The organism is Streptomyces sp. S465, from assembly GCF_026898115.1.
Classification (GTDB): Bacteria; Actinomycetota; Actinomycetes; order Streptomycetales; family Streptomycetaceae; genus Streptomyces; species Streptomyces luomodiensis.
This window is the reverse complement of the sequence record NZ_CP114036.1, coordinates 495959-521630: the sequence shown is the minus strand read 5'-3', so window position 1 is coordinate 521630 and position 25672 is coordinate 495959. Positions and strand designations below refer to the sequence as shown.

26 protein-coding genes are annotated in these 25672 nt (G+C 71.0%); 20 read left to right on the top strand and 6 right to left on the bottom strand.

Going from position 1 to position 25672, the window contains the following annotated elements:
- Window positions 1–252: 252 nt before the first annotated feature.
- A complete protein-coding gene (locus N6H00_RS02435; RefSeq protein WP_268969842.1) occupies window positions 253–2718 on the bottom strand; it encodes a glycoside hydrolase family 95 protein in 2466 nt (821 codons plus the stop codon).
- A gap of 201 nt (window positions 2719–2919) precedes the next feature.
- On the opposite strand from N6H00_RS02435, the gene N6H00_RS02430 reads away from it, so the two are divergent.
- The 20 genes from N6H00_RS02430 (at window position 2920) to N6H00_RS02335 (ending at window position 20470) form a co-directional block, all read left to right on the top strand.
- On the top strand, window positions 2920–4374 hold the full coding sequence (locus tag N6H00_RS02430; protein ID WP_268969841.1) for a glyceraldehyde-3-phosphate dehydrogenase: 1455 nt from the start codon (window positions 2920–2922) through the stop codon (window positions 4372–4374).
- A 165-nt stretch (window positions 4375–4539) separates the two neighbouring features.
- Window positions 4540–5298: an IclR family transcriptional regulator gene (locus tag N6H00_RS02425; protein ID WP_268969840.1), complete on the top strand. Its 759-nt coding sequence runs from the start codon at window positions 4540–4542 to the stop codon at window positions 5296–5298.
- Window positions 5299–5426: 128 nt separating this feature from the next.
- Entirely contained in the window at window positions 5427–6773 is a 1347-nt protein-coding gene (locus N6H00_RS02420; RefSeq protein WP_268969839.1) for an MFS transporter, read from the top strand.
- A gap of 75 nt (window positions 6774–6848) precedes the next feature.
- Window positions 6849–7337 (top strand): nuclear transport factor 2 family protein, encoded by a 489-nt coding sequence (locus N6H00_RS02415; RefSeq protein ID WP_268969838.1) that lies wholly within the window; start codon window positions 6849–6851, stop codon window positions 7335–7337.
- Window positions 7334–7603, top strand: coding sequence for a hypothetical protein (locus N6H00_RS02410; RefSeq protein ID WP_268969837.1), 270 nt, complete (start codon window positions 7334–7336; stop codon window positions 7601–7603). The genes N6H00_RS02415 and N6H00_RS02410 overlap by 4 nt, the downstream gene beginning before the upstream one ends.
- An 88-nt stretch (window positions 7604–7691) precedes the next feature.
- The gene (locus N6H00_RS02405) at window positions 7692–8972 is read left to right on the top strand and encodes an aromatic ring-hydroxylating oxygenase subunit alpha (protein WP_268969836.1); all 1281 of its coding nucleotides are present in this window, start codon (window positions 7692–7694) and stop codon (window positions 8970–8972) included.
- The gene (locus N6H00_RS02400; RefSeq protein ID WP_268969835.1) at window positions 8962–9459 is read left to right on the top strand and encodes an aromatic-ring-hydroxylating dioxygenase subunit beta; all 498 of its coding nucleotides are present in this window, start codon (window positions 8962–8964) and stop codon (window positions 9457–9459) included. The genes N6H00_RS02405 and N6H00_RS02400 overlap by 11 nt, the downstream gene beginning before the upstream one ends.
- Window positions 9460–9471: 12 nt before the next feature.
- Window positions 9472–10419 carry a PDR/VanB family oxidoreductase gene (locus N6H00_RS02395; protein WP_268976831.1) on the top strand — a complete coding sequence of 316 codons (948 nt, stop codon included), beginning with the start codon at window positions 9472–9474 and terminating at the stop codon, window positions 10417–10419.
- A gap of 75 nt (window positions 10420–10494) precedes the next feature.
- The gene (locus tag N6H00_RS02390; RefSeq protein ID WP_268969834.1) at window positions 10495–11847 is read left to right on the top strand and encodes an amidase; all 1353 of its coding nucleotides are present in this window, start codon (window positions 10495–10497) and stop codon (window positions 11845–11847) included.
- Window positions 11848–12012: 165 nt separating this feature from the next.
- Window positions 12013–13116, top strand: coding sequence for a mandelate racemase/muconate lactonizing enzyme family protein (locus N6H00_RS02385; protein WP_268969833.1), 1104 nt, complete (start codon window positions 12013–12015; stop codon window positions 13114–13116).
- A 50-nt stretch (window positions 13117–13166) separates the two neighbouring features.
- Window positions 13167–14033 carry a catechol 1,2-dioxygenase gene (catA, locus tag N6H00_RS02380; protein WP_268969832.1) on the top strand — a complete coding sequence of 289 codons (867 nt, stop codon included), beginning with the start codon at window positions 13167–13169 and terminating at the stop codon, window positions 14031–14033.
- Window positions 14034–14057: 24 nt separating this feature from the next.
- Entirely contained in the window at window positions 14058–14333 is a 276-nt protein-coding gene (locus tag N6H00_RS02375) for a muconolactone Delta-isomerase family protein (protein WP_443072894.1), read from the top strand.
- Entirely contained in the window at window positions 14330–15139 is an 810-nt protein-coding gene (locus N6H00_RS02370; protein ID WP_268969830.1) for an alpha/beta fold hydrolase, read from the top strand. Before N6H00_RS02375 ends, N6H00_RS02370 begins: the two co-directional genes overlap by 4 nt.
- Before the next feature lie 42 nt (window positions 15140–15181).
- Window positions 15182–15343, top strand: a complete 162-nt coding sequence (locus N6H00_RS02365) for a hypothetical protein (RefSeq protein ID WP_268969829.1) — start codon at window positions 15182–15184, stop codon at window positions 15341–15343.
- A gap of 48 nt (window positions 15344–15391) precedes the next feature.
- On the top strand, window positions 15392–16009 hold the full coding sequence (locus N6H00_RS02360) for a response regulator transcription factor (RefSeq protein WP_268969828.1): 618 nt from the start codon (window positions 15392–15394) through the stop codon (window positions 16007–16009).
- On the top strand, window positions 16006–17442 hold the full coding sequence (locus N6H00_RS02355; protein ID WP_268969827.1) for an ATP-binding protein: 1437 nt from the start codon (window positions 16006–16008) through the stop codon (window positions 17440–17442). Before N6H00_RS02360 ends, N6H00_RS02355 begins: the two co-directional genes overlap by 4 nt.
- A 144-nt stretch (window positions 17443–17586) precedes the next feature.
- Window positions 17587–18750 carry an acyl-CoA dehydrogenase family protein gene (locus N6H00_RS02350; protein WP_268969826.1) on the top strand — a complete coding sequence of 388 codons (1164 nt, stop codon included), beginning with the start codon at window positions 17587–17589 and terminating at the stop codon, window positions 18748–18750.
- A 16-nt stretch (window positions 18751–18766) separates the two neighbouring features.
- Window positions 18767–19135, top strand: coding sequence for a hypothetical protein (locus N6H00_RS02345; protein WP_268969825.1), 369 nt, complete (start codon window positions 18767–18769; stop codon window positions 19133–19135).
- Window positions 19132–19884, top strand: coding sequence for an SDR family NAD(P)-dependent oxidoreductase (locus tag N6H00_RS02340; RefSeq protein WP_268969824.1), 753 nt, complete (start codon window positions 19132–19134; stop codon window positions 19882–19884). The genes N6H00_RS02345 and N6H00_RS02340 overlap by 4 nt, the downstream gene beginning before the upstream one ends.
- A 73-nt stretch (window positions 19885–19957) precedes the next feature.
- The gene (locus N6H00_RS02335) at window positions 19958–20470 is read left to right on the top strand and encodes a flavin reductase (RefSeq protein ID WP_268969823.1); all 513 of its coding nucleotides are present in this window, start codon (window positions 19958–19960) and stop codon (window positions 20468–20470) included.
- A gap of 73 nt (window positions 20471–20543) precedes the next feature.
- On the opposite strand, the gene N6H00_RS02330 is transcribed toward N6H00_RS02335, so the two are convergent.
- The 5 genes from N6H00_RS02330 to N6H00_RS02310 form a co-directional block, all read right to left on the bottom strand.
- Window positions 20544–21515: an arabinan endo-1,5-alpha-L-arabinosidase gene (locus N6H00_RS02330; protein ID WP_268969822.1), complete on the bottom strand. Its 972-nt coding sequence runs from the start codon at window positions 21513–21515 to the stop codon at window positions 20544–20546.
- Between the two features lie 168 nt (window positions 21516–21683).
- A complete protein-coding gene (locus N6H00_RS02325; RefSeq protein ID WP_268969821.1) occupies window positions 21684–22652 on the bottom strand; it encodes an acetylxylan esterase in 969 nt (322 codons plus the stop codon).
- A gap of 154 nt (window positions 22653–22806) precedes the next feature.
- Window positions 22807–23850 carry a LacI family DNA-binding transcriptional regulator gene (locus N6H00_RS02320; RefSeq protein ID WP_268969820.1) on the bottom strand — a complete coding sequence of 348 codons (1044 nt, stop codon included), beginning with the start codon at window positions 23848–23850 and terminating at the stop codon, window positions 22807–22809.
- Window positions 23851–24028: 178 nt separating this feature from the next.
- Window positions 24029–24865, bottom strand: coding sequence for an amino acid ABC transporter ATP-binding protein (locus N6H00_RS02315; protein ID WP_329618497.1), 837 nt, complete (start codon window positions 24863–24865; stop codon window positions 24029–24031).
- 5 nt (window positions 24866–24870) lie between these two features.
- A complete protein-coding gene (locus N6H00_RS02310) occupies window positions 24871–25656 on the bottom strand; it encodes an amino acid ABC transporter permease (protein WP_268969819.1) in 786 nt (261 codons plus the stop codon).
- Between the last annotated feature and the right edge of the window lie 16 nt (window positions 25657–25672).

The window sequence follows — 25672 nt, the reverse complement described above, 5'->3', positions numbered from 1 at the left end:
AGTGCATCATCCCTTTCTCTCAACGGGAGATGGTTGCCTGTGAGAACCATCTACCTCTCCGGAGGGGGATCGCTACCGTCCGCTGTCCTCTCGGCGGGTGGTATTTCTCACTGGTAAATTCCTGTTAATAGTGAGTTTCGGCGTGATCGCTGTCCGAAAATGAACGCTCATTAAGGTGCAATTTTACGGCTGATATTCGGTGTCGTCATGATGCGGCCGAAACGCCGGTCGTATACGAAATCCGGGTGGCGGTCAGACGACCGCGACGCGCTGCCCGGTGGTGAGGGTGAGCCGTCGTGTGCGGCGCGTGCCGCAGCCGTCCCGCCACCGGACCTCGACGGTGGTGTCGGCGGTCGCGGCCAGCTTCGCCGCCACCACGTTCCCGTCCGCCCAGACCAGTTCCTCGACCGTGACCCCGCCACGGGCGCGCAGACCGCTCACCGCGCCGCTCGGCCACTGCGGAGGCAGCGCGGGCAGCAGGTCGATCAGCGGAGCCCCGTCCCGTACGAGGTGGCTTTGCAGCAGCATTTCGGCGATCGCGGCGGTGACACCGAAGTTGCCGTCGATCTGGAACGGCGGGTGGGCGCACAGCAGCGACCGGTAGACACCGCCCTGCGCGGACGCCGCGCCGTCCCCGGCCGGCCAGGCCGGGGCGAGGTACCGGCCGAGCAGCCGGTGTGCGGCGGGTCCGTCGCCCAGCCGGGCCCACAGGCCGATCTTCCAGGCGATCGACCAGCCGGTGCCGGCGTCTCCGCGCTCCCCGAGCGAACGGCGCGCCGCCTCCCGGAGCCACCGGTCGGCGGCGATCGTATGGCCGGGATACAGGCCGACGAGGTGGGAGAGGTGCCGATGGCGCGGGTCCACCTCGGGGTATTCGGCCGACCACTCCAGGACCTGGCCGCGTGAGCCGGTGCGCACCGGTGCGAGGCGGGGGAGCGCGGCACGGACCTCCTCCAGTGCCGCGGTGTCCCGGGGCGCGATGGCGTATCCGGCGGCGTCCAGCGCGGTCCGTGCCTCCAGGACGAACGCGAACAGCTCCCGGGCCAGGGTCAGGTCCATCGCGCTGCCGGTGTCCACGCTCGCCGGGCCGTCCTCGGTCCCGAACTGGTTCTCCGGGCTGGTCGACGGCGATGTCACCAGGTGGCCGTCGGCGTCCTCGACGAGCAGATCCAGGACGAAACGGGCCGCGTCGAGCGCGATCGGCAGCGCCACCCGGGCGAGGAAACGGAGGTCCCGGCCGAAGCGCCAGCGCTCCGCCAGATGTGCCGACAGCCATGCGCCGCCCATCGGCCACTGCGCCCACATGGGATCGCCGTGTCCCATCCCTACGGGGACGGTGATGCGCCACAGATCGGTGTTGTGGTGGCAGGTCCAGCCGCGGGCACCGTAGACCGCCCGCGCGGTCGCCCGCCCCGACCGGGCCAGGTCGGCGATCAGGCCCAGGAGCGGCTCATGGCATTCGGCCAGGGCGGTGGTCTCCGCGGGCCAGTAGTTCATCTCGGTGTTGATATTGACCGTGTATTGGCAATTCCAGGGAGGGGTCACCTGGTGGTTCCACACCCCTTGCAAATGCGCGGCCTGAGTTCCCGGCCGGGACGAGGCGGCGAGCAGATAGCGGCCGAAAGCGAAGGCGAGCACGCAGAGGTGTTCATCGGAATGCCCCTCCGCGCGACGGGCCAGCCGTATATCGGTCGGCAGACCTGAACCCCGGTCGGCGGACCCGGACCCCGCCCCGGGCCCGGCGGGCGCCGGAGCGTCCAGGACCAGCGTCACCCGGTCCATCAGGGCCCGGTGCTCGGTGACATGTGCCGCGCGGACCGTCTCCCACCCGGCGGCCCGAGCCCTGGCCACGTCCTCGGCACACCGCGCAAGACACCCCTCCGCGTCCCCGGCCGGAGGGGTCCGCCAGTCCTGGAACCCGGTGCGGATCGCGACGCAGACCGTCACACCGGCCGCGCCGCGCACGGCCACCACCGGTCCGTCCGCCCGGTCCTCGACGACGACGCGGGCCCGCTCGCCCTCGGCCGTGACCGCGAACAGCGCGGCCGCCCGCAGGGACGGGCGCTCGTCGTCGTCGGCCACCACCCCCTCCGGACGGGGCCACGGCACGACATGGCGCGGCGCGGCCAGCAACAGGGCGAGCGCGTCGGCGCCGTGCGCCCGGACCCGCGCCCGCCGCTGCGGGGTGGTCCAGCGCAGGTCCACATCCAGGCCCCGGGGGCCGTCGGTGGCCAGCCGCACCGCCACGACCTGGTGCGCCACACCGGCGAGCACCTCCTGCCGCCGGGCGAAGCCGTCGGCGCCGGTACGCTCCACCCGGGCCACTCCGTCGCGCAGATCCAGCGACCGCCGGTAGGACGCGGCCGCGCCGCCGTCCCCGTCCAGATGGCTGATCTCCAGATCCCCGACCGGCTGGTACGCCTCGGCGTCGGCCCCCTGCGTCGCCCGCAGCAGCCGTCCCGCGGCCACCGACCGCCCGGCGCGGACCAGTTTGCGCACCTCCTCCAGCAGTCCCGCGGGCACCTCGGGCGGGGCGGTGTCGCCCGGACCGGACCAGAAGGTGTCCTCGTTGAGGCTGATCCGTTCGGCCGGAACCCCGCCGTGGACCATCGCCCCCAGCCTGCCGTTGCCCACGGGCAGCGCCTCTTCCCAGGCCGATGCCGGGGCGGTGAACCACAGGTCCGGACGGGGAAGGCCGGGCGGCGTCGGCACGCTCACGTCTGTCCCTTCGGCAGGGCGGTCTTCCGCCGCTCACGAGGGCCGCCCGGACGGCGGCAGGCCGATCCTCCCGGACGGTGGCGCGCCGCGGAAGGCGGCCGGGGCGGCGCGGGCGGCTTCCGCCGATCCGTGGACCTCCTGAAGGGCCGCGCTGACGTGCGGGTTAGCATATGAGCGCCACCTAGCTCGAAAGAGAAACCTGTGACTCTCAACGAGGACTCGTTCACCAATTGGAAGCACCGCGAGGAGATCGCGGAGTCGATGATCCCCATCATCGGGAAGCTGCACCGGGAGCGGGACGTCACGGTCCTGCTGCACAGCCGCTCCTTGGTGAACAAGTCGGTCGTCAGCATCCTCAAGACCCACCGGTTCGCCCGCCAGATCGCCGGTGCGGAACTCTCGGTCACCGACACCCTGCCCTTCCTGCGGGCGCTCACCGCGCTCGACCTCGGCCCCTCCCAGATCGACATCGGCATGCTCGCCGAGACCTACGAGGCCGACGACCGCGGTCTGTCGGTGGAGGAGTTCACCGCCGAGGCCGTCGCCGGTGCCACGGGCGCCAACAAGATCGAGTGCCGCGAGGGGCGCGACGTCGTCCTCTACGGATTCGGCCGGATCGGCCGGCTGGTCGCCCGTCTGCTCATCGAGAAGGCCGGTTCCGGCAACGGCCTGCGGCTGCGCGCCATCGTCGTCCGCGGGGGCGGCGGCCGGGCCGCCGAAGACCTCGTCAAGCGGGCCTCGCTGCTGCGCCGCGACTCCATCCACGGCCAGTTCCAGGGCACCATCACCGTCGACGAGGCGAACAGCAAGATCGTCGCCAATGGCAACGAGATCACCGTGATCTACGCCGACGACCCGACGTCGGTGGACTACACGGCGTACGGCATCAAGGACGCCATCCTCATCGACAACACCGGCAAGTGGCGCGACCGCGAAGGGCTGTCGAAGCATCTGCGCCCCGGCATCGACAAGGTCGTCCTGACCGCGCCGGGCAAGGGCGATGTCCCCAACATCGTCCACGGCGTCAACCACGACACGATCAAGCCGGACGAGCGGATCCTGTCCTGCGCGTCCTGCACCACCAACGCGATCGTCCCGCCGCTGAAGGCGATGGCGGACGAGTACGGCGTCCTGCGCGGCCATGTGGAAACCGTCCACTCGTTCACCAACGACCAGAACCTGCTGGACAACTACCACAAGTCCGACCGCCGTGGCCGCTCGGCGCCGCTCAACATGGTCATCACCGAGACCGGTGCCGCCTCCGCCGTCGCCAAGGCCCTGCCCGACCTCAAGGCGAAGATCACCGGCAGCTCGATCCGCGTCCCGGTGCCGGATGTGTCGATCGCGATCCTCAACCTCCAGCTCGCCCGCGCGACCACCCGCGAGGAGGTCCTGGACCACCTGCGCGAGGTGTCCCTGACCTCGCCGCTCAAGCGCCAGATCGACTTCACCAGCGCCCCCGACGCGGTCTCGAACGACTTCATCGGCTCGCGCCACGCCTCGATCGTCGACGCCGGCGCCACCAAGGTCGAGGGCGACAACGCGATCCTCTACCTCTGGTACGACAACGAGTTCGGCTACTCCTGCCAGGTCATCCGCGTCGTCCAGCACGTCTCCGGGGTGGAGTACCCGACCTACCCGGCCCCGGTGGCCTGATCCGCACGACGGCCCGGACCGCCTGCCGGTCCCGACCCCCGGCCCGCCAGTGGCCGGGGGTCAGCTGTTGGGGACACCTTGAGCCGACCGCCGGATTCGGCGATGCTCATGCTCGATCACAGGACCTGACCTGCTCGGATTCCGTCGAGCGCGAGGAGGGCGACGATGGTGGCTGTCGAACCGGAGGGCGACTCCCTGCTGCGCAAGGTGCGGCTCATTCTGGACGCCTTCGACACCGGGGCACCGGTGCTCGGTCTGTCGGAATTGGCCCGGCGCACCGCGCTGGCGAAGACCACGGTGCACCGCGTGGCCACCGACATGGTCGGCGTGGGGCTGCTGAACCGGCGGGACCGCCGCTACGAGCTGGGCGCGCTCCTCTTCCAGCTGGGCCAGCGCGTGCCCCGGACCAGGGGATTGCGGCTGATCGCCGCCCGGTACCTGGAAGACCTGGCCATCAGCACCCGGGAGACCGTGGTGCTCGCCTTCCCCGGAGACCGTCACGTCCTCTTCGCCGAGAAGTATTTCAGCCAGCGCGGGGGAGGCGTGGCGGTCACCCACGTGGAAGGCCGGGTGCCGTTCCACTGCGGAGCGTCCGGCAAGGCGCTGCTGGCCTTCGGCGACGAGTCGACGCGCGAGAGCGTCATGCGCGCACCGCTGCGCCGCCGTACCCCGTGGACCATCACCGACCCGTCCCGGCTGCGGGCCGAGATCGAGGAGGTGCGCCGGCAGGGCTATGCCATCGACCGCCAGGAGCTGGTCGTCGGCTACGGAGCGGTCGCCGCGCCCGTGTTCGCCCAGGGCGTCGCGGTGGCGACGCTGACCGTGGTGGGACCCGTCGATCGCATGGACGTGCGCCGGGTGGCGCCCATGGTGACAGCGGCCGGCCGGGCGCTGACCCGCGATGTCGAGGCGGTGAACACCTGAGCGCGGTACATCGTGTGGTCCGGTGACCGGACCAACGGCATTCCCTCCGCCGAAGCTGCCGCGAACAATGCGTGAACAGCTGAGCCGCAGTCCGCGATCTCATGCAGAGCGGCCGATGGAGGGCCAAGATGGCAGCAACGAATCGTGCCCCGCGCGAGGTGCGTAAGGCGGCGATCGCAAGTCTGGTCGGCAGTGCCCTGGAGTGGTACGACTTCTTTCTCTACGGCACGGCGGCCGCGCTCGTGTTCAACACCCTGTTCTTCCCCACCTTCGACCCGCTGGTGGGCACCATCGCCGCCTTCGGCACCAACGCGGCGGGCTTCCTCGCCAGGCCGCTGGGCGGCGTGATCTTCGGACACTTCGGTGACCGGATCGGCCGCAAGTCGATCCTTGTGATCACCCTGATGATCATGGGCGTCGCCACCTTCCTCATCGGCGTACTGCCCACGTACCAGACCATCGGCCTGTGGGCGCCGGCGCTGCTGGTGACCCTGCGGGTGGTGCAGGGCATCGCCGTCGGTGGCGAGTGGGGCGGCGGTGTGCTGATCGTGAGCGAACACGCGCCGGACCGTCGCCGCGGCTTCTACTCGGCCTGGAGCCAGACCGGAGTGGGCCTGGGATTCGTGCTCTCCGCGTCGGTCTATTCGCTGGTCAAGGCGGTGACCACCGACGACTCCTTCCTGGCGTGGGGATGGCGGATCCCGTTCGTCGTCGGCATCCTGCTCACCGTGGTGGGACTGCTGATCCGGCTGCGGGTCATGGAAACCCCCGCGTACCGGCGGACGGCCTCGAAGAAATCCGCCCCGGAGCAGACCAAGCTGCCGGTCCTCGAGGTCATCCGCACCCACCCCAAGCCGGTGCTGATCACCTTCGGCGCGCGCATCGCCGAGAACGGCGCGATGTACGTCTTCCTCACCTTCAGCCTCTCCTACGCCGCGAAGATCGGGCTGGACGGCGATCTCGTGCTCAGCGCGGTCGTGGTGGGGATGCTGGTCGAGTCGTTCGCCATGCCGATGTTCGGGGCGCTCTCCGACCGGGTCGGACGCCGCCCGGTCTACCTGGGCGGCGCCATCGGGATGATCGTGTGGGCGTATCCGTTCTTCGCGATGTTCGACTCACGCGACCCGGTACTGATCTTCGTCGCGGTGCTCGTGGCGGTCGTGTGCTGTCACGGAGCGATGATCGGCACCCAGCCCGCGTTCTTCACCGAGCTCTTCGACAGCCGGGTGCGCTACAGCGGGGTCGCCCTCGGGCACGAGCTGGCCTCGATGGTCGCGGGCGGTTTCTCCCCCATCATCGCCACCGCGCTGCTCGCCTGGGCCGGGGCGTCCTGGCCGATCGCCCTGTTCCTGGTCGGCATGGGCGTGGTCACCGTCATCGCGGTGGCCGCCGCTCCGGAGACCCGCGCCAAGGCGATCGACGACCGCGGGACACGAGACGAGGCCGAGGCCGTGGCCGGAAGCCTGCGGAGCTGACCGCGTAGCAAGGCAGCCCCCGCACTCGTGGCAAGGCAAGCCCCCCGCACCCGTAGCAAGGAGGACCGATCACGCATGCCCTCGACCAGTGCCGCATCGCCCGAGCACCTGGCGCACCAGGCGCTGACCCGCTACCTGGAGCTGTGCGACGTCCCCCGGCCGCCGGACGCGTCCGGCACACTGGCGGACCTGTTCACCCCGGATGCCGTATGGGAAGGCGTCGGGCCGCTCTACACCGAGAAGTTCGGCCGGACCACCGGGCCGGCGGCCATCGCGGCGATGCTCTCCGCCTATCTGCCCCCCAACCCGCACTTCCGGGCGAACGCCCATCTGCTCCACCCCGGCACCACCCATGCCGAGGGCGACAAGGTCCGGGGGAGATGGCTGATGCAGCAGGTGTCCCGGTACGAGTCCGGCGCGGCCGAACTCATCGTGGCAAGGCTGGACGTGACCTTCCGCGTCGCGGCGGACGGTGCCCGGATCCGCCACTTCCGCACCGAGCGGCTCTTCGACGCCGGCCTGGGCCCGTCCGCGTCGGACCTGCTCCAGGAGGCACCGCGATGACCGCACCCGACGGCCGGACGATGCTGCTCACCTGCTACCGGGACATCCGCGACTACGGCTGGCACCACGTGGACCTGTTCCTGCACGACCGCGACGGCAGGGAAGTCAACTGGGTGCACTGGCCGGCCGCCGAGGAGGGCCCGGACGGCGCGGACGCCGCCTGTGCGGCCGTCGAGCCCGACCTGCGCAGAACCACCGAGTGGCGACACGGCATCCGGGCCGACGGCAGCGACTACTGGACGGCCGCCGCCGAATGGGACGGCTGAACGCGATGGAACGACCCCGATGAAGCCAAGGGAACGACCCCCAAAAAAGCCAAGGGAACGACCCCGAGAAAGCATGGGACATGCCGGAATGAACGCACCCACCCCCACCCCCACCGGTACCGACATCGCCACCCTGGTCCAGGACGACCGGGTGGACGTGTCCCTCTACACCGACCCGCACCTGTTCGAGCTGGAGATGGACCGCATCTTCAACCGCACCTGGGTGTGGGTGGCGCATGAGAGCGAGGTCCCGAACGCCGGGGACTTCAAGACGGCCATGGTCGGCCGGCAGCCGGTGATCGTGACACGCGATCGCCGCGGCGGGATCAACGTCCTGCTGAACCGCTGCCGCCACCGCGGCGCCAGCGTCTGCGAGGCCCCCCGGGGCCATGCGAACGGCTTCACCTGCCCCTACCACGCGTGGTCCTACGCGCTGGACGGGAAGCTGCGCGGCATCCCCTACCCGGACGGTTACGGGGACGACCTGGAGAAGAAGGACTTCCCGCTGCACCGGCTGAAGGTGGACAGCTACGCGGGAATGGTCTTCGCGAGCTTCGACCACGAGGTGCAGCCGCTGGCCGACTTCCTCGGGCCGGCCAGGCACTGGATGGACCTGTTCATGAAGCAGGGCGCCGGCTACCCGATCAAGGTGCAGGGCGAGCACACCTTCCGGTTCAAGGGCAACTGGAAGATCCAGCTGGAGAACACCACCGACGGCTACCACTTCCCGATCGTGCACCGGTCCTGGATGTCCTCGGTGGACGCGGAGACCGCGGAGATGCTGTCGTTCATGACCGACGAGAAGGCGGTCACGCACGCGCTCGGCAACGGGCACAGCGTCATGGTGATGGTGCCCGAGCACGTCGACCTCGACCAGGACGACGGCACCGAGCAGTTGCAGGAGCGCTTCGGCCATATCGTCGAGGAGCTGTCACGGGAGTTCGCACCGGAGAAGGTACGGCGCATCGTGCGGTCCCTGCACGGCGCGGGATTCAATCTGAACCTGTTCCCGAACGTGGCGATGTCCATGTCGTTCTTCCGTGTGCTGCGCCCGGTCTCCGTGGCCGAGACCGAGATCCGGCACATGGCGCTGGGCCTGGACGGCGGACCGGAGATCGTCAACCGGGAGCGGCTGCGGATCCATGAACACTTCCAGGGCCCGTTCGGGTTCGGCAGCCCCGACGACTCCGAGGCATGGGACCGGGTGCAGCGCGGGGCCACGGCCGGCCCCGGACTCCCGATCATGGTGAACCGCGGGCTGCCCCGGGAGCGGCACGAAGGCGACGGACGCGTCTCGCACGCCACCGACGAGACCGGAATGCGCGAGGCGTACGCGATGTGGAAGGCGATGATGACCGATGGCCGCTGACACCGCACTCCTGGCGGACCCTGAGATCGCCTCGGCGATCGAACTGGTCTGGCACGAGGCCGACTTGCTGGACCGCAAGGAGTACCGGGAGTGGGACCGGCTGTGGGCTCCCGGCGGCCGGTATGTGATCCCCATCGATCCGCAGACCAAGGACTACGCCGCCACGCTGAACATGGTCTACGACGACGACCGGATGCGCCGGATGCGCATCGAGCGGCTGACCTCCGGTTACTCGATCTCGGCCGTCGCGGCGGCCCGTACCGTGCGCACCCTGTCCCGGTTCGTGGTCCGGCATCGCGACGATGCGGTCATCGAGCTGGGTTCGGCGCAGGTGCTGGTGGGCCACCGGCGGGAGGAGACCTTCGTCCTCGGCGCGGATGTGACACACCGGATCCGGCTGGACGGTGCCGGGCCGCTGATCGAGGAGAAGGTCATCCGGCTGATCAACTCCGACGGCGCCGTCAACGCGTCCGGTTTCCTGCTGTAGCCGGGGCGCGTGATGATCACAGTCACGGTCAGTGAGATCACGGCCGAAACCGCCGCGGTGAAGTGCTTCCGGCTGTGCCGCAGCGACGGCCGTCCGTTCGCACCGTACGAGGCGGGGGCCCATGTCGATGTGCTGGGCCCGAGCGGGATCACCCGGCAGTACTCGCTGTGCGGCCCGCCCGGCGAAACCGGGTCCTATGTGATAGCGGTCAAGCGGGAGGAGTGCTCCCGGGGCGGCTCCGCCGCGTTGCACGACCAGGTCCGGGTGGGGCACCAACTCACCATCGGCGAACCGCGCAACCTCTTCGCCCTCGATCCGGCGGCGGCCCGGCATGTGCTGGTCGCCGCGGGTATCGGGATCACTCCGCTGCTCAGCATGGCGTACGCACTGCACCACACCGGCAGCCCGTTCCGGTTGCACTACTTCGCCACCGACCGGCAGCAGGCGGCGTTCGTACCGCTGCTGGAGAACGCCGACTTCGCCGCCGACGTCACCTTCCACTTCGGGGTCGGCAGGAGTGAGCAGCCCGAGGTGCTGGCCGCGGCGCTGGCGGACGCGGACACCGGGACGCACGTCTACACCTGCGGTCCCAAGGAGTTCATGCACCGTGTCCTCGACGTGGCGACCCGCGCACTGCCGGAGGACCACGTCCACGTCGAACACTTCCAGTCGCTGGAGCCGACGGCCGACGTCGGCGAGGAGTTCGAAGTGGAGCTGGACACCGGCGAGGTGTTCCGCGTCCCGCCCGGCCGCAGCATCGTCGAGGTGCTGGCGGAGGGCGGTATCGAGGTCGACACCTCATGCCGCGAGGGCATCTGCGGCACCTGTGTGCTCCCGGTGCTCGACGGCGTCCCCGAACACCGGGACAACTGCCTGACCCGCAAGGAGAAGGCAGCGGGCGACCAGATCGCCACGTGTGTGTCCCGTGCCAGGACGCCCCGCCTGGTGCTGGAGCTGTAGCCCCGCCCTGGGGAGTCGCGGGTGGCGGAGTCCGACGGACCGGCCCCCGCCCGGACCGGAAGGAGAGAAACCCTCATGCCGTCAGCACGGCCCGAGACCACCCTGTCCGCCCTGGTGGCGCGGGTGGCCGCGGGCGAACTGAGCCCCAGCGAGATGATCGGTGGCGCGCTGGAACGCCTCGACGCCACGGAACCCGGTATCCGGGCCTGGGTACGGGTCGACCGGGACGGGGCACAGGGCGCCGCCCGGCGGCTGGACACCGCACCGGCGGGCGGCCCGCTGCGGGGCATTCCGTTCGGGGTCAAGGACATCATCGACGTCCGCGGCCTGCCAACCGAATGCGGATCGCCCCTGCGCCTGGGACACGTGGCCGGATCGGACGCCGTACTGGTCGACCGGCTCCGGCGGCTCGGCGCCGTGCCCCTGGGCAAGACGGTCACCACCGAGTTCGCCTACTTCGCCCCCGGCCCCACCAGGAATCCGCACCACCTCGGGCACACCCCCGGCGGTTCCTCCAGCGGCTCCGCCGCGGCGGTGGCGGCGGGCGTGGTGCCCCTCGCCCTCGGCAGCCAGACCGCCGGATCGCTGACCCGGCCCGCCGCCTACTGCGGGGTCGCGGGGTTCGTGGCACCCGTCGGAGGACCCCTTGAGACCGCCGGGTTCACCGGCTTGTCCGCCACCCTGGACGCGGCGGGGCTGCTCACCCCGACCGTCGCCGACCTGCGGCTGGCCCATGCGGCACTGACCGGCGCGGACCGGCTGCCCGGCCTCGTCGCACCGCCCGCGCGCGCCACGCTGGCCGTGTGGCCGGGCACCGAACTGGGCGAGGTGGCGGCGGACATGCGAGCGGCTCTGACCCGGACCGTCGAGGATGCCGTGGCCGGTGGTGCGAGGCTCGTGGAGCTCGACTGGACCGAGCGGACACCCCGGCTGGTGGACGCGCACATCACCGTCATGGCGTACGAGGCCGCCCGGTCGCTGGCCGCGGAGGCCGCGCACCCGGACCGGCTGAGCACCCCGCTGAACGAGCTGCTGGCACGGGGCCGCTCCATCGCGGCCACCGACTACCGCCGGGCGCTGTCCGTCGCCGAACGGGAGCGTGCCGCGATGCTGGCCCTGCTCGGCGACGTGGACGCCGTGCTCGGCCCGGCCGCTCTCGGGCCCGCCCCGAGCGGACTGGCCGCCACCGGGTCCCCCGTCCTCAGCCGGCCGTGGCAGCTCCTGGGACTGCCGGCGCTGACCGTACCGGGCCACCGTAACGGCGCGGGCCTGCCCCTGGGCCTACAGCTCATCGGACACCCGGAGCGGCTCGACCGGCTGTTCGCGCTCGGCCACACCATCGAAAAGGCCGCCCGCGCCGGCACGGAGAACGGGGGCACGGACAACGAGGGCACGGACAACGGCGGCATTGAAAGTCGGCGGCATTGATATCGGCGGCGTCTGAATACGCCCCAACCTGGTATTTGTGGTGTATGGGGTGCACTCCCTACGCTGATGCCCATTCGAGGGCCCCGGGACAGGAAAAGAAAACCCCGCGGGAATTCAGGCGCTTTCGGTATTCCCGAGGACGCGCCATCGGTTTGAAGGAGTGGCATGAAGATCGTCAAAGTGGAGGCAATACCCTTTGCCATTCCCTACGCCAAACCCCTGAAATTCGCCAGCGGCGAGGTGCACACCGCCGACCACGTCCTGGTACGGGTGCACACCGACGAGGGCCTGATCGGCACCGCCGAGGCGCCACCCCGCCCGTACACCTACGGTGAGACCCAGGAGTCCATCGTCGCGGTGATCGGCAAAATCTTCGCGCCGCAGATCCTGGGGATGACGCCGCTCGAGCGCGAGGCCGTGCACGCCAGGCTCGATCGCACCATCGGCAATCCCACCGCCAAGGCGGCGATCGACATGGCCCTGTGGGACATTCTCGGCAAGGCCGCCCAGATGCCGGTGTCCGGGCTGCTCGGCGGCTACACCGACCGGATGCGGGTGAGCCATATGGTCGGGTTCGCGCCCGCCGACCAGATGGTGGCCGAGGCGGAGCGGATCCGGGACACCTACGGCATCACCACCTTCAAGGTGAAGGTCGGACGGCGGCCGTACGGCGACGACGTCGCCGCCTGCCGCGCACTGCGCCAGGCGCTGGGTCCGGACGTCGAGCTGTACATCGACGGCAACCGCGGCTGGACGGCGTCCGAGTCCGCCCGCGCCCTGCGCGAGATGAGCGACCTCGGCCTGACCTTCGCCGAGGAACTCTGCCCCGCCGACGACGTACTGGGACGCCGCTGGCTGGTGGCCCAGTCCACGGTCCCCTTCATTGCCGACGAGAGCGCCACCCGCGCCGCCGAGGTGACCCGCGAACTCCTCGGCGGCTCAGCCACCGCCATCAGCGTCAAGACCGCCCGCACCGGCTTCACCGCATCCCAGCGCGTGCTGCACGCATGCGAAGGACTGGGTGTCGAGGTGGTGATGGGCAACCAGATCGACGGCCAGATCGGCACGCTGTGCACCGTGACCTTCGGCGCCGCCCACCGGACGTCCGCCCGGTACGCCGGAGAGCTGTCGAACTTCCTCGACATGACCGACGACCTCCTCACCGAGCCGCTGACCATCGAGTCCGGCACCCTGCGCATCCGCGAGGGCGCCGGGCTCGGTATCGACATCGACCCCGACAAGCTGGCCCGCTACCGCCAGGACCGCTGATCCGCGCAACAGAAGTGCACCACGCGCACCACGACACAAGGGACGAGACCATGACCGAGACCATCCCGGACCGGCCCGCCGAGCAGGCCACCGCGGCCGCGTCCGGAGCCGCCGCCACCGAGCAGTTCCGCAGCAAGCAGCGGACCGGCACCGCCGACGTCGACACCCGGCGGGTGGACACCCTGGTGTCCGAGCTGCTCGCCGCCACGCATGACATCATCCGGCGCCACAAGCTGACCTACGCCGAGTACGACGCGCTCAAGGCATGGCTGATCCGGGTCGGCGAGGACGGCGAGTGGCCGCTCTTCCTCGATGTGTGGGTCGAGCACGTCGTGGAGGAAGTGGCGAACGAGAACCGCGAGGGCAGCAAGGGCACCATCGAGGGCCCGTACTACATCCCCGACGCGCCCCGCCTGCCCGCCGAGGCGACCCTGCCCATGCGGGAGAACGAAGCGGGCACCCCGCTGCTCTTCCACGGCCAGGTCAGCTCCGTGGACGGCACCCCGCTGGCGGGCGCCCTGATCGAGATGTGGCACGCCGACGACGACGGCTACTACTCGCAGTTCGCGCCGGGCCTGCCCGAGTGGAACCTGCGCGGCGCGGTCGTCGCCGACGACCAGGGCAACTTCGCGATCCACACCATTGAGCCCGCGCCCTACCAGATCCCCACGGACGGCGCCTGCGGCTCGCTCATCGAGGCCGCGGGCTGGCACGCCTGGCGTCCCGCACACCTCCACCTGAAGGTGTCGGCGCCCGGACACCAGCTCATCACGACCCAGCTGTACTTCCGGGGCGGCCGGCACGTCGAGGACGACATCGCCCAGGCCGTCAAGCCCGAGCTCATCCTCGACCCGGGCCCGGCGGCGGACGGCAACGGCCACCAGGTCCGCCACGACTTCATCCTCGACAAGGCGTGATGCCCGGTGTTGTTCGCGGTACGCATGGACGTTGACATCCCGCGCGATCTCGACCCCGGGGTCCGCGCGGACCTGGTGGCCCGTGAGAAGGCCTACTGCCAGGAACTGCAAACGTCGGGGGAGTGGGTGCACATCTGGCGGTGCGTCGGGCAGTACGCCAACATCAGCGTCTTCGACGTGGCCGACAACGAGGCGCTGCACCGCGTTCTGTGGAGTCTGCCGCTCTTCCCGTACATGAAGATCGACGTCACCCCGCTGGCGCAGCATCCGTCCGACCTGGCGGCCGGCGAGGTCGCGTGACGCCCCGCCCTCCGCTCCACCACCGGATCGACGGCCCGGCCGAGGCGCCGTTGCTCGTCCTGGGGCCGTCCCTGGGCACACGGGCGGCGGTGTGGGAACCGCATGCCACCGCCCTCGCCGGCCATTACCGGGTGCTGCGCTACGACCTGCCCGGTCACGGCGGTCCGCCGGGCCATAGGTCCGGCGGACCGGCGCCGGGCACACCGGGCCCCGGCCGTACCACGGTCGAGGACCTGGCGTCCTCGGTGCTCGATCTCGTCGACCACCACGGCCGGGACCGGTTCCACTACGCGGGCATCTCACTGGGCGGTGCCATCGGGGCCCAGCTCGCCGTGCGCCACCCGGAACGGGTCGCCTCGCTGACGCTGGTCTGCTCCTCCGCCCACTTCGGGGCGCCAGGTCCCTGGTACGAGCGCGCGGCCCTGGTGCGGCGTGAGGGGACCGGCGCGTTGCTCACGGCCATGCCGGGCCGCTGGTTCGCCGACCCCGCGACGGCCGAGACCCCCGTGGGGAAGGAGTTGCTGCGCGATCTCGCCACCACCGACCCGGCCGGCTACGCGGCGTGCTGCGATGCCCTGGCACGCTACGACCTGCGCGGCGAGCTGGCGCGGATCGGCGCTGCCACGCTGGTGCTCGGCGGCGTCCACGACCTCGCCACCCCCCTCGACCACGCGCGGGAACTCGCCGAGGGGATTCCCGGAGCCACCCTGAAGACGGTCGCCACCGGCCATCTCGCGGTGGAGGAACCCGACGCCGTCGGGGCGGCCCTGGCCGCCCACCTCGGTGCGGCCGGGCGCGGCCTATGAGACCACCGGCCGGATCGCCGGCACCTCGGCCACCCCGTGGCCGTGTTGTACCGTGACGACATCGTGGAGACGGGCGCCGCCGCCCAGGTCACCGAGGGTCCGGAACACGCCCGCGGGCGGCGGCCGCCGCCCACGGCGCCGGTTCCGGACCCCGGCCGCCGGGCGTGGCGCCGGGCCGAACGGCTGAAGGAGACCGCCGCATGACCTTCCGTACCCCGGGACCGGACCGGACGCGCCGGCGGGGCGGCTGAGATGAGCCTCGTCTACATCCTGGACGACGACGAGGAGCTGAGCGAATCCCTCGCCTGGCTGCTGGAGTCGGTCGGCATCCGCTCGGAGCGCTTCCGGGACGCCCGCGACTTCCTGCGCGCCTACGACCGTGACCAGCCCGCCTGTCTGGTCCTCGACGTCCGCATGCCCGAGCTCAGCGGATTCGACGTACAGCAGCTGCTGAACGAGACCGGCGCGCCCCTGCCCGTCGTCTTCGTCTCCGCCCACGGCGACATCCGGATGTCGGTACGCGCCCTGAAGAACGGCGCCGTCGACTTCCTGGAGAAGCCGTACGACCCCCAGCACATGCTCGATGTCGTACAGGCCGCACGGCGCACCGCCCGGGAACGCTTCGAGCGGGCCGCGGGACAGCGCGCGTTGCGCACCAGCCTGAACCGCCTGACCGCCCGTGAACGGGAAGTGCTCGCGCTGTCCGTCGACGGCGCGCCGAACAAACGCATCGCGACCCGGCTCGGCATCAGCGCCAAGACCGTCGATGTGCATCGCGCGCGGATCCGGGAGAAGACCGGCGCCGAGAGCATCGCCACGCTGGTGCACGACATCCTCCGACTGGGGCTGCGGCCCTCGGCGGACCGATGAGGGACACCACCGCCAACCGGCTCGCACCGTCCGACTTCCGCACCCTGATGCAGGGTCTGAAGTACTGCGTCCTGCTGCACGACGCCCGCACCTACGACATCCTCTGGGCCAACCGGGCGGCCTGCGAACTGCTCGGCTGGACGATCGACGAGCTCAGGCCCCTCAAGGCGCCGGACATGAGCAAGAACGCCCTCCAGTACAGCCGCGAACTCGGACACCGCTGGCTCGGCCACGCGGTGGAGCACGGCATGAGCGCCACCGAGTGGTGCTACCGGTCCAAGAGCGGTGAGGAGATCCTCACCGAGGCCATCGCGATCCGCGTCGCCCTGCCCACACGAGCGGTGGTGCTGGTCCAGTTCCGGGACATCGCCGAGGAGAAGGCGGTGCGACGCGATCTGTTCCGCACCGAGAGCAGACTGCGCGCCTTTCTGAGCGGTCTGGCCGAGGGGATCGTCGTCCTCGACGACGCGAACCGTGTGGTCTTCGCCAGCGAGTCCGCCGCCAGGCTGCTCGGCGGCGGCATCCACGGGGCGGACTTCACCGGCTACTGCTGCGGCGGGCCGGTCCCCGACCGCGAGGGCCGCTACCGGTTCGCCGCACCCGGCGGCGAGCCCCGCTGGTACGCCGCGACCTGCCAGTACATCGAGATCGAGAGCGATCTACAGGGCCGGATGCTGCTCTTCTACGACATCACCGACCGGGTGCGCACCGAGGAGGAGCACCGCCGCGACACCCAGCGCCTGAACCACCTGGCCCGCAACAACGCCATGGGCGACATGGCGATGGCGATCGCCCACGAGGTGAGCCAGCCGCTCGCGGCCGCGTACAACTTTGTCGAAGGAGCCCGCGGCCGGCTCGGCAGCGGTGACCAGGCGGTGGCCTGGGGGCTGGACAACGCGGCCCGGCAGATCGAGCGGGCCCGGCGGATCCTGGCCAGTCTGCGCGGCTACGTCGGCCGCCTGGAGCAGTCCGAGCAGCTGACCGACCTCAACGCGATCGTGCGCGACTGTGCCTACTTCATCGAGCTGCGCGCCCAGGAGCACGCGGTGGCCGTCGAGTTCGACCTCACCGCCGAACCGCTGCCGGTGCGCTGCGAGAACGTGCTCATCGGGCAGGTCGTGATGAACCTCGCCTTCAACGCGGTGGACGAGATGGCCGGCCGTCCGCAGGAGGAGCGCACGGTGCGGGTCACCACCCGGCGCGGCACGGAGGGGACCGCCGTACTCGCGGTCCGGGACCGGGGGAACGGGCCGCCCCGCGAGGACAGCCTCTTCGACGGTGTCTTCACCTCCAAGGAGAACGGCAGTGGCATCGGCCTCGCCCTCAGCCACCGCATCATCACCCGCCACGGCGGCCGGATCGACGTCGAGGCCAACCAGCCGCGCGGCGCGGTCTTCCGCTTCGCGCTGCCGCTGGCCCCTGCCGGCCCGTAGCCGGAAAGGCCGGAAGCGAGAACGCGGGTAGGGGAAATCCCCTACGCGATGCAGCCAACACCCAATAGCAGCGGGTCGGGCGCCGCGCATAGCGTGATCGCAAGGCGGGCGGGAGTTCCGCTCGCAGTGCGAGGAGATTCGCTCATGACGCAGACGCTGGATGCCGCCGAAACGGCGGCCGCGGGGCAGTCGCCCTCCGGATCGGCGTTCGACCGGGCGCTGGCCGTAGTCGCCCGGCGGCGTGCCGAATTCGAGGAGAAGCGGCATGTGCCGCGGGATGTGATCGATGAATTCAAAAGCGCGGGAATCTACCGGGCGAGCGCACCGAAACAATTCGGCGGGGATGCCCTTCCGCCCGCCGCGTTCCTCCGGCTCATCGAACGGATTTCGGCCGTGGACGGATCGGCCGGCTGGGTCGCGAGCTTCGGCTCGTCGCTGATCTATCTGGCCGCGCTGCCGCCTGAGACCCAGGCCGAGCTGTACGCCGACGGGCCCGATGTGGTCTTCGCCGCCGGGCTGTTCCCGGTACAGCCCGCCGAACGTGTCCCCGGTGGCCACCGGGTCAGCGGCCGCTGGAAGTTCGCCAGCGGCTGCAAGGGCGCGGACATCCTCGGCGTGGGCATCAAGGACGGTGCGGACGGCGGCGGCCGGCCGCGCACCGCCCTGCTGCGGCCCGGTCAGGTGGAGATCGCCGAGAACTGGGACGTCATCGGCATGCGCGGCACCGGAAGCCACGACCTGGTGCTCGAGCGGGCCGTGGTCCCCGAGGAGTGGACGTTCGTCCGCGGCGGTGAACCCACCGTCGACGAACCGCTCTACCGCTACCCGGCCGTCCCCTACGCCGCGCAGGTGCTGGCCGTCGTCGGCCTCGGGGTGGCGCGGGCCGCGCTCGACCACGTCATCGCCCAGGGCGGCCGGGCCGGCTACACGGGCGCCCCGAAACCCGCCGAGCGCGCCACCTACCGGATCGCGGTCGGCCGGGCCGAGGCCCGGCTCCGGTCCGCACGCGCCTTCTTCTACGAGGCCACCGAGGAGGTGTGGGCCACCGTGGTCGCGGGCGACCCCGCGAGTGCCGGACAGACCAGCGCGTTGCGGCTCGCCTCCGCCCACCTCGCGAAGACCTCCTTCGAGGTCGTACGCGCCGCCTACCAGCTCGGTGGCATCGCCGCCATCGCCGACGCCGGCCCCATGCAGCGCTATCTGCGCGACGCCTCGGTGGTCCCGCAACACGCCTTCCTCCAGGAGGGCATGTACGACGGCGCCGGCGCCGTCCTCATGGGCGTCCAGCCCTTCCCCGGCTACCTCTGAACGACAGGAACCCACCATGCCCGATTCCACTGGCGCACCCCTGCGCGTGCTGTTCTGCGTCGGCGTCAACCAGAACTTCTTCGACCTGCCCACGGGCCAGGGCACAACCGTCTGGGACGGCTTCACATCCATGCTCACCCAGCTGTACGAGCTGCCCGGGGTGACCGTTCTCGGCACCGTCGACGACGACCGGCACATGGTCGGCCCCTCCGACTCCTGGCCCTGGACCTGTTACGTCCTCGCCGACGTCGTCGACCAGCCGACGGTCGCCGCGGCCTGCGACCTCTTCCGCACCGTCCAGGTCGGCGAGCACGGCCTGTGGCGCTATATGAAGATCGAGGCGCGCATCGGCCGCCCGCTGCCCGAACCGGAGGCGGCCCGGTGACCGCGGAGACCGCGCGGGTCGCGCTCGTCACCGGAGCCGCCCGCGGCCTGGGCGCGTGCATCGCGGGCCGGCTGTACGACCGGGGCTACCGCGTCGCGCTCACCGACCTGGACCAGGCCGCCGCGGCCGAGGCCGCGGCGGCCCTCGACCCGGAAGGCCGCGCCACCGTCGGACTCGCCCTGGACGTGCGCGACAAGGACGCCTTCGCCCGCGTCCGCGACCAGCTCGCCGACCGCTGGGGCGCCGTCCACGTGCTGGTCAACAACGCCGGACTGGCCAAGGCGGAAGCGCTGATGGAGATCAGCCCCGACAGCTTCCACCAGGTGGTGTCGACCAACCTGGACGGCGCCTTCTTCGGCTGCCAGGTCTTCGGCGCCTACTTCGCCGGGCGGGGCCACGGGCGCATCGTCAACATCGCCTCCCTCGCCGGACAGAACGGCGGCACGGCGACCGGTGCGCACTACGCGGCGGCCAAGGGGGGAGTGGCCACCCTGACGAAGGTGTTCGCCCGTGACCTCGCCCCGCGCGGGGTGACGGTGAACGCCATCTCCCCGGGCCCCCAGGACCTGCCGGCGGTCCGCGACATCGTCCCGCCGGACAGACTCGCGGCCCTGGAACAGGCCGTCCCGGTAGGGCGGTTGGGACGGCCGGAGTTCATCGCCGACATGGCCGTGCTGCTCGCCGCCGAACACGCGGATGCGGTCACCGGCGCCTGCTGGGACGCCAACGGCGGCCTGTTCATGCGCTGACGTCCCCTCCGGACGACAACGACACGGCCACATGAGCGAAACCGAACCGAAGCAGGAGAGGAGGGGCCCCGCCGTGAGCCCCGACCAGGCCCAGTTCCGGGAGGCGATGGCGCATCTCCCGGCGGCCGTCAACATCTTGACCACGAACGGCCCGAACGGACGCTGTGGCATCACCGTCAGCGCGGTCTGCTCCGTGACCGACGATCCGCCGACCGTGCTGGTCTGCGTCAACCGCGGCAGCGCCATGCACGATGTGTTCCGGGCCAACGGAAGGGTCTGCGTCAATGTGCTCGGCGGCGCCCAGCAGGACCTGGCCCTGCACTTCGCCGGGGCCACCAGGGTGCCGATGGCCGAACGCTTCACTTGGGACGTCTGGGACCGCGCGCACGATCTGCCGGTGCTCAAGGACGCCCTGGTGAGCGCCATCGGCACGGTCACGCACGCCGTCCCCATGGGCTCCCACAGCGTGCTCTTCGTCGACATCGAGCGGATCCGCACCCGCTCGGGCGGGCAGAGCCTGGTCTACTTCAACCGCGCGTTCCACCGTCTCGACGCCACGCCGCCGGTACCGGGAGCCAGTCGATGACATCGGCGGTGGCTCCCTCCCCGCGCCGCGGGGAGGGAGCCGTGGGGCGCGCGCGGACGACGGCGAAGACGGCTCAGTAGGCGGTCGGCCAGCCGCCGGACCAGCTCAGCAGGTTGACACCCAGCTTGGGGGTGCCGTTGTCCTGGCCGTCGTAGTAGTGGTAGACGAGCAGATCGCCGTCGCTGTCGCTCATCACGGACTGGCCGCCGGGGCCGATGTAGCGGCCGTGGGACTCCAGCACCGGGGAACCGCCGTTGTTCAGCATGTTCACCCCGTTCTTGTCGTAGTACGGCCCGGTGGGGCTGGTGGCGCGGCCGACCTTGATCTTGTACGTGGAGGCGGTGCCCGCGCAGCAGGTGTCGTACGACGCGAACAGGTAGTAGTAGCCGTTGCGCTTGACGACCGCGGGACCCTCGACCGCCTTGGTGCCGGTGGGCCGGGAGGCGATGCTGTAGACGGTCTTGTCGCCCGCGTACTGCTTACCGGTGGACGGGTCCAGGCGGATCATCTTCAGCCCCGACCACCACGAGCCGAACGACAGCCACCACGTGCCGTCGCTGTCGACGAAGAGGTTGGGATCGATGGCGTTGTAGTCGCTGCTGCTGGTGGTGGAGTGGACGATGCCGTAGTCGGTCCAGGTGCCGGCCTTGCCGCTGGCGGAGCCGGCGACACCGATGGCGGATTTGCTGGAGCCGAACGACGAGACGGCGTAGTACATCAGGTACTTGCCGCCCTGGTACGAGATGTCGGGCGCCCAGGGGTCGTTGTCGGCGGAGTACGTCTTCCACCAGGAGGGCGCGGTGGTGAAGGCGTTGCCCGAGCGGGTGAAGGCGATCCGGTCGGTGGAGGTGCGGGCCTCCAGACCGCCGTGGGTGGAGTAGAGCAGATAGGTGCCGTCGGTGGCGCGGATCATCGTCGGGTCGTGGACGACGATGTCGCCCGTGACCAGGCCGGGGTTGGGGTAGGCGGAGGCGCTGGTGGGGAGCAGGGCGAGCAGGAGTGCGGCGGGCAGCATGAGCCATCTGGCGCGGCGGTGCGCTTTCATGAGCGGTTCTCCTCTTCGGTACCTGGGGATGTGCGCGTCTGTGCCTGGGGACGTGCGCGTTCTCCGACGCCGACAGGCGCCGGACGGGTACGGAGACACCGGCCTGACCCGGGCGCCCGGACCGGCGGGCCGGCGGGTGGCGATCGAAACGCCGCCCGCCGCACTCGCTCAGCCCAGCAGCGCCCGCAGGAAGGCGATCTGTTCGGCCTGCTGATGTGTGGACCCGCCCTCGTGGCCGTTGAAGGGCCACACCCTGATGTCCTTCTGGCCGGCGTAGTGGTGATAGGCGGCGAAGCCGCAGGAGGTCGGGGTGATCTCATCGCGCAGGGCAGTCGAGAACAGCGCCGGCGCGTTCGCGCGGGCCGCGAAGTTGAGGCCGTCGAAGTGGTCGAGCGTGGCGAACACCCGCTCGGCCAGATCACGCCGGCCGGCGCAGAACCGGGCCAGTTCGCCATAGGGATCGGCGTCGGTGATCTCGACCGCGCGCCGGATGTGCGTCAGATACGGCACATCCACCAGCGCCGCCGCCAGATCCGGCACCAGCCCGGCCGCCGCCAGGGCCAGCGCGCCGCCCTGGCTGCCCCCGCTGACCACGATCCGCTCGCTGTCCACCAGCGGATGGACCCGGGCGGCCTCCACCGCCCGCACCGCGTCCGTGTAGAGCCGGCGGTAGTAGTAGTCGTCCGGGGACAGGACACCCTGGGTCATCTTGCCCGGCGTCTCGGGCCCGGTGCCGCCGACCGGATCGGGGGTGTCGCCGGGGGAGTGCTGGACCCACCCCTGGCCCCGGCTGTCCATCACGAAGACCGCATAGCCGACCGACGGCCACAGCAGCCAGTTGTGCGGCAGCCCCCGGCCGCCGCTGTAGCCGAGGTACTGCACCACGCACGGCAGCGGGCCCGGCACGTCCCGCGGGGCCAGCAGCCAGCCGCGTATCCGGTGCCCGCCGAAGCCGGAGAACTCCACGTCATAGGTGTGCAGACGGGTCAGCCCGGCGTCGGTCCCGGTGAACACCGCGTCCAGCTCCGCGGCGCGGGCCTCGGCGAGCGTCCGCTTCCAGAAGGTGTCGAAGCCGTCCGGCTCGGGCAGCGGGGGCTGATAGCTGCGCAGCTGCTCCAGGGGTAGGTCGATGAACACGGTGGGTGGACCTCCGTAGCGATCGGTGCGGCGATGAGCGGGGGCCAGTACGGGGCGGAGACACGGTTCGGGGACGGGAACGGGAGACAGGGGCGGGCGGTGCGCCGAAGGGCGCCGGTGCGTTCGGATATCCGTGCAGTGTTCGAGTCCTCGGTCATGACGGAGCCCGGAGTGGGGGCGCGGTACTGGACCGGACCATGAGCCGGGTGGACAGCTCGGTGCGGGTGGCCTCCGGCACCTCGCCGGTCATCAGCCGCACCAGCGTGCGCAGCGCCGCGGCCGCCATCTCCGCCAGCGGCTGCCGGACCGTGGTGAGCGCGGGCGTGATCCAGCGGGCCTGCGGCAGATCGTCGAAGCCCACGACACTGATGTCCTGCGGCATCCTCAGACCCCGCTCCCTGACCGCCTGGTACACACCCAGCGCCATCTGGTCGGAGCAGACGAAGACGGCCGTGGGCGGCTCGGCCAGATCCAGCAGCTCACCCATCCGGTGGCGCGCCGCCGCCTCGCTGATGTCGCCGTAGCGCACATACGCGGACGGCACCGGCAACCCGGCCGCCGCCATCGCCGAACGGTATCCGGCGACCCGGCCACCGTCGCGCACCGTCCGCCCGTGGCCGCCGATCACCGCGATCCGGCGGTGTCCCAGCTCGATGAGGTGCTCGGTGGCGGCCATCCCGCCCTGCCAGTTGGCGGCCGCCACGGACGGCACCCCGGGCGGCGGGTCGTCCGCGGGGTCGATCAGCACGAACGGGATCCGCCGCTCGTCGAGCCAGAGGTACTGGGCGGGCGCGAGCGACGTGAGATGGAACAGCACCCCCGAGCTGCCCCGCGCGTACAGCTTGTCCAGCCGGCCGGGGTCGAGCCGGCCGCCGCGGGTGCGGGTGGCCGCGGCGGAGACCACCACCTCAAGACCCGCCTCGTGCGCGGCCTCCGCGGCGCCGTGCAGCACCGCCCCCGACCAGGCGCTGTCGAGTGAGTGCACCACCAGGTCGACCATCGCGGTCGGCTTGGGCGCCTCGCAGCGCGGCCTGCGGATGTACCCCAGGCGGTCCAGGACCTCGGTGACCCGGCGCCGGGTGTCGGGGGCCACGTCCTCCCGGCCGTTGACCACCTTCGAAGCGGTCGGCACCGACACACCCGCCTCACGGGCGACGACCGCCAGGGTGGGCCCCGTCGATCCCGAGGAACGAGCCATCGAGACTCCCCTTCTCTCGTCGCCCACGCGGAATCCTGACCGGGCAGCAACCGGTTTCTATACCCTAAGGCCGCCTCATGTCGCCGGGAAGACCCAGGGATCGAGGCGGGATGCCAGGCATCGAGGCGGGATGCCCGCGCCTGCCCGCCGCCGCCGGCCGCGAGAGCCGCGGCGATGCTCAGGCGTCCCTCCGCGCTCCGTGCGGGCCGGTGTCCGGCGCCTCCTCCACCCGCGCCGCGGCCGGGTTGAGCACCCGGGTGAGAAAGGCCCGGGTGCGGGGGTGCACCGGATCGGCGATGACCCGCTCCGGACCGCCCTCCTCCACGATCACCCCGTCGTCCATGAACACGACCCGGTCGGCGACCTCCCGGGCGAAGCTCATCTCATGGGTGACGACCAGCATCGTCATCCCCTCGTCGGCCAGGGCGCGCATCACCGCGAGCACATCCCCGACCAGTTCCGGATCGAGCGCCGAGGTCGGCTCGTCGAAGAGCATCAGCTCCGGGCCCATCGACAGCGCGCGGGCGATGGCCACCCGCTGCTGCTGGCCGCCCGACAGCTGCGCCGGATAGGCCGACTCCTTGTCGCCCAGGCCGACCCGGCGCAGTGTCTCCCGCCCGATGCGCACCGCCTCCGCCTTGTCGCGGCGCAACACCCGTCGCTGGGCGATCGTGAGGTTCTCCAGGGCGGTCAGATGGGGAAAGAGATTGAACGCCTGGAACACCATGCCGATCCGCCGCCGCACCCGGTCGATGTCCACATCCGGGTCGGTGACCTCGGTCCCCGCCACGGTGACCGAACCCGAGGTCGGCTCCTCCAGCAGGTTGACACAGCGCAGCAGCGTCGACTTGCCGGACCCGGACGGGCCGATGACACAGACCACCTCGCCCCGCCGGACGGTGAGATCGATGCCACGCAGCACCTCCAGCGCGCCGAAGGACTTGTGCAGCCCCTCCACCCGGATGGCGATGCCGTCCGCCTCGCCGGTCTCGGGTACCTCCGTCGTCCTCTTCACTCCGGTCACCTCGCCTTCGCCGCACGGGCCTCGAGCCGGCGCACCAGATGGCCGAGCGGAACGGTGATGATCAGGTAGCACACCCCGGCGACCAGGATCGGGGTGAGGCTGCGATGCTGATTCAGCGCGTCCCGGCCGAACTTGGCCAGTTCGTACTGGTCCAGGGAGAGCCCCAGCAGATAGACCAGGGACGAGTCCTTGGTCAGCAGCACCAGTTCATTGGTCAGCGGCGGCAGGACGATCCGGAACGCCTGCGGAATGATGATCGAGGCCATCGCCCGGCTGTGGGACATGCCCAGCGAACGCGCCGCCTCCATCTGCCCCTTGGGCACCGCCTGGATGCCGGCCCGCATCGTCTCGGCGATATAGGCGGCGCCGACGAGCCCCAGCGCCAGCATGACCGTGACATACCGGTCCAGCGCCACCTGGAAGGCGAGCGGTACCCCGAAGCCCAGCGCGATGAACACCAGCAGCGCGGGCACCCCGCGGAAGAACTCGATGTAGGCGACCGCCAGCCAGCGGTACGGCGGCACCCGCGAGAGCCGCATCAGCGCCAGCACCACCCCGAGCACGAGCCCGAACCCGAAGCCCAGCAGGGTGTAGACGACGGTGTTGACCAGGGCGGTGGTGATGATGTCGGGGAACAGGGACCGGGCCACCTCGGCGTCGAAGAACGCGCGCCGCAGCTCACCCCAGTCCGCGGCCAGGACGATGGCGAGCAGCAGGGCGATGAGCACGGCGTACTGCACCGCCCGTATCGCCCGCGTCCGCTGTCGGCGGGTCATTGCCATAAGTGCGGGACTCCTC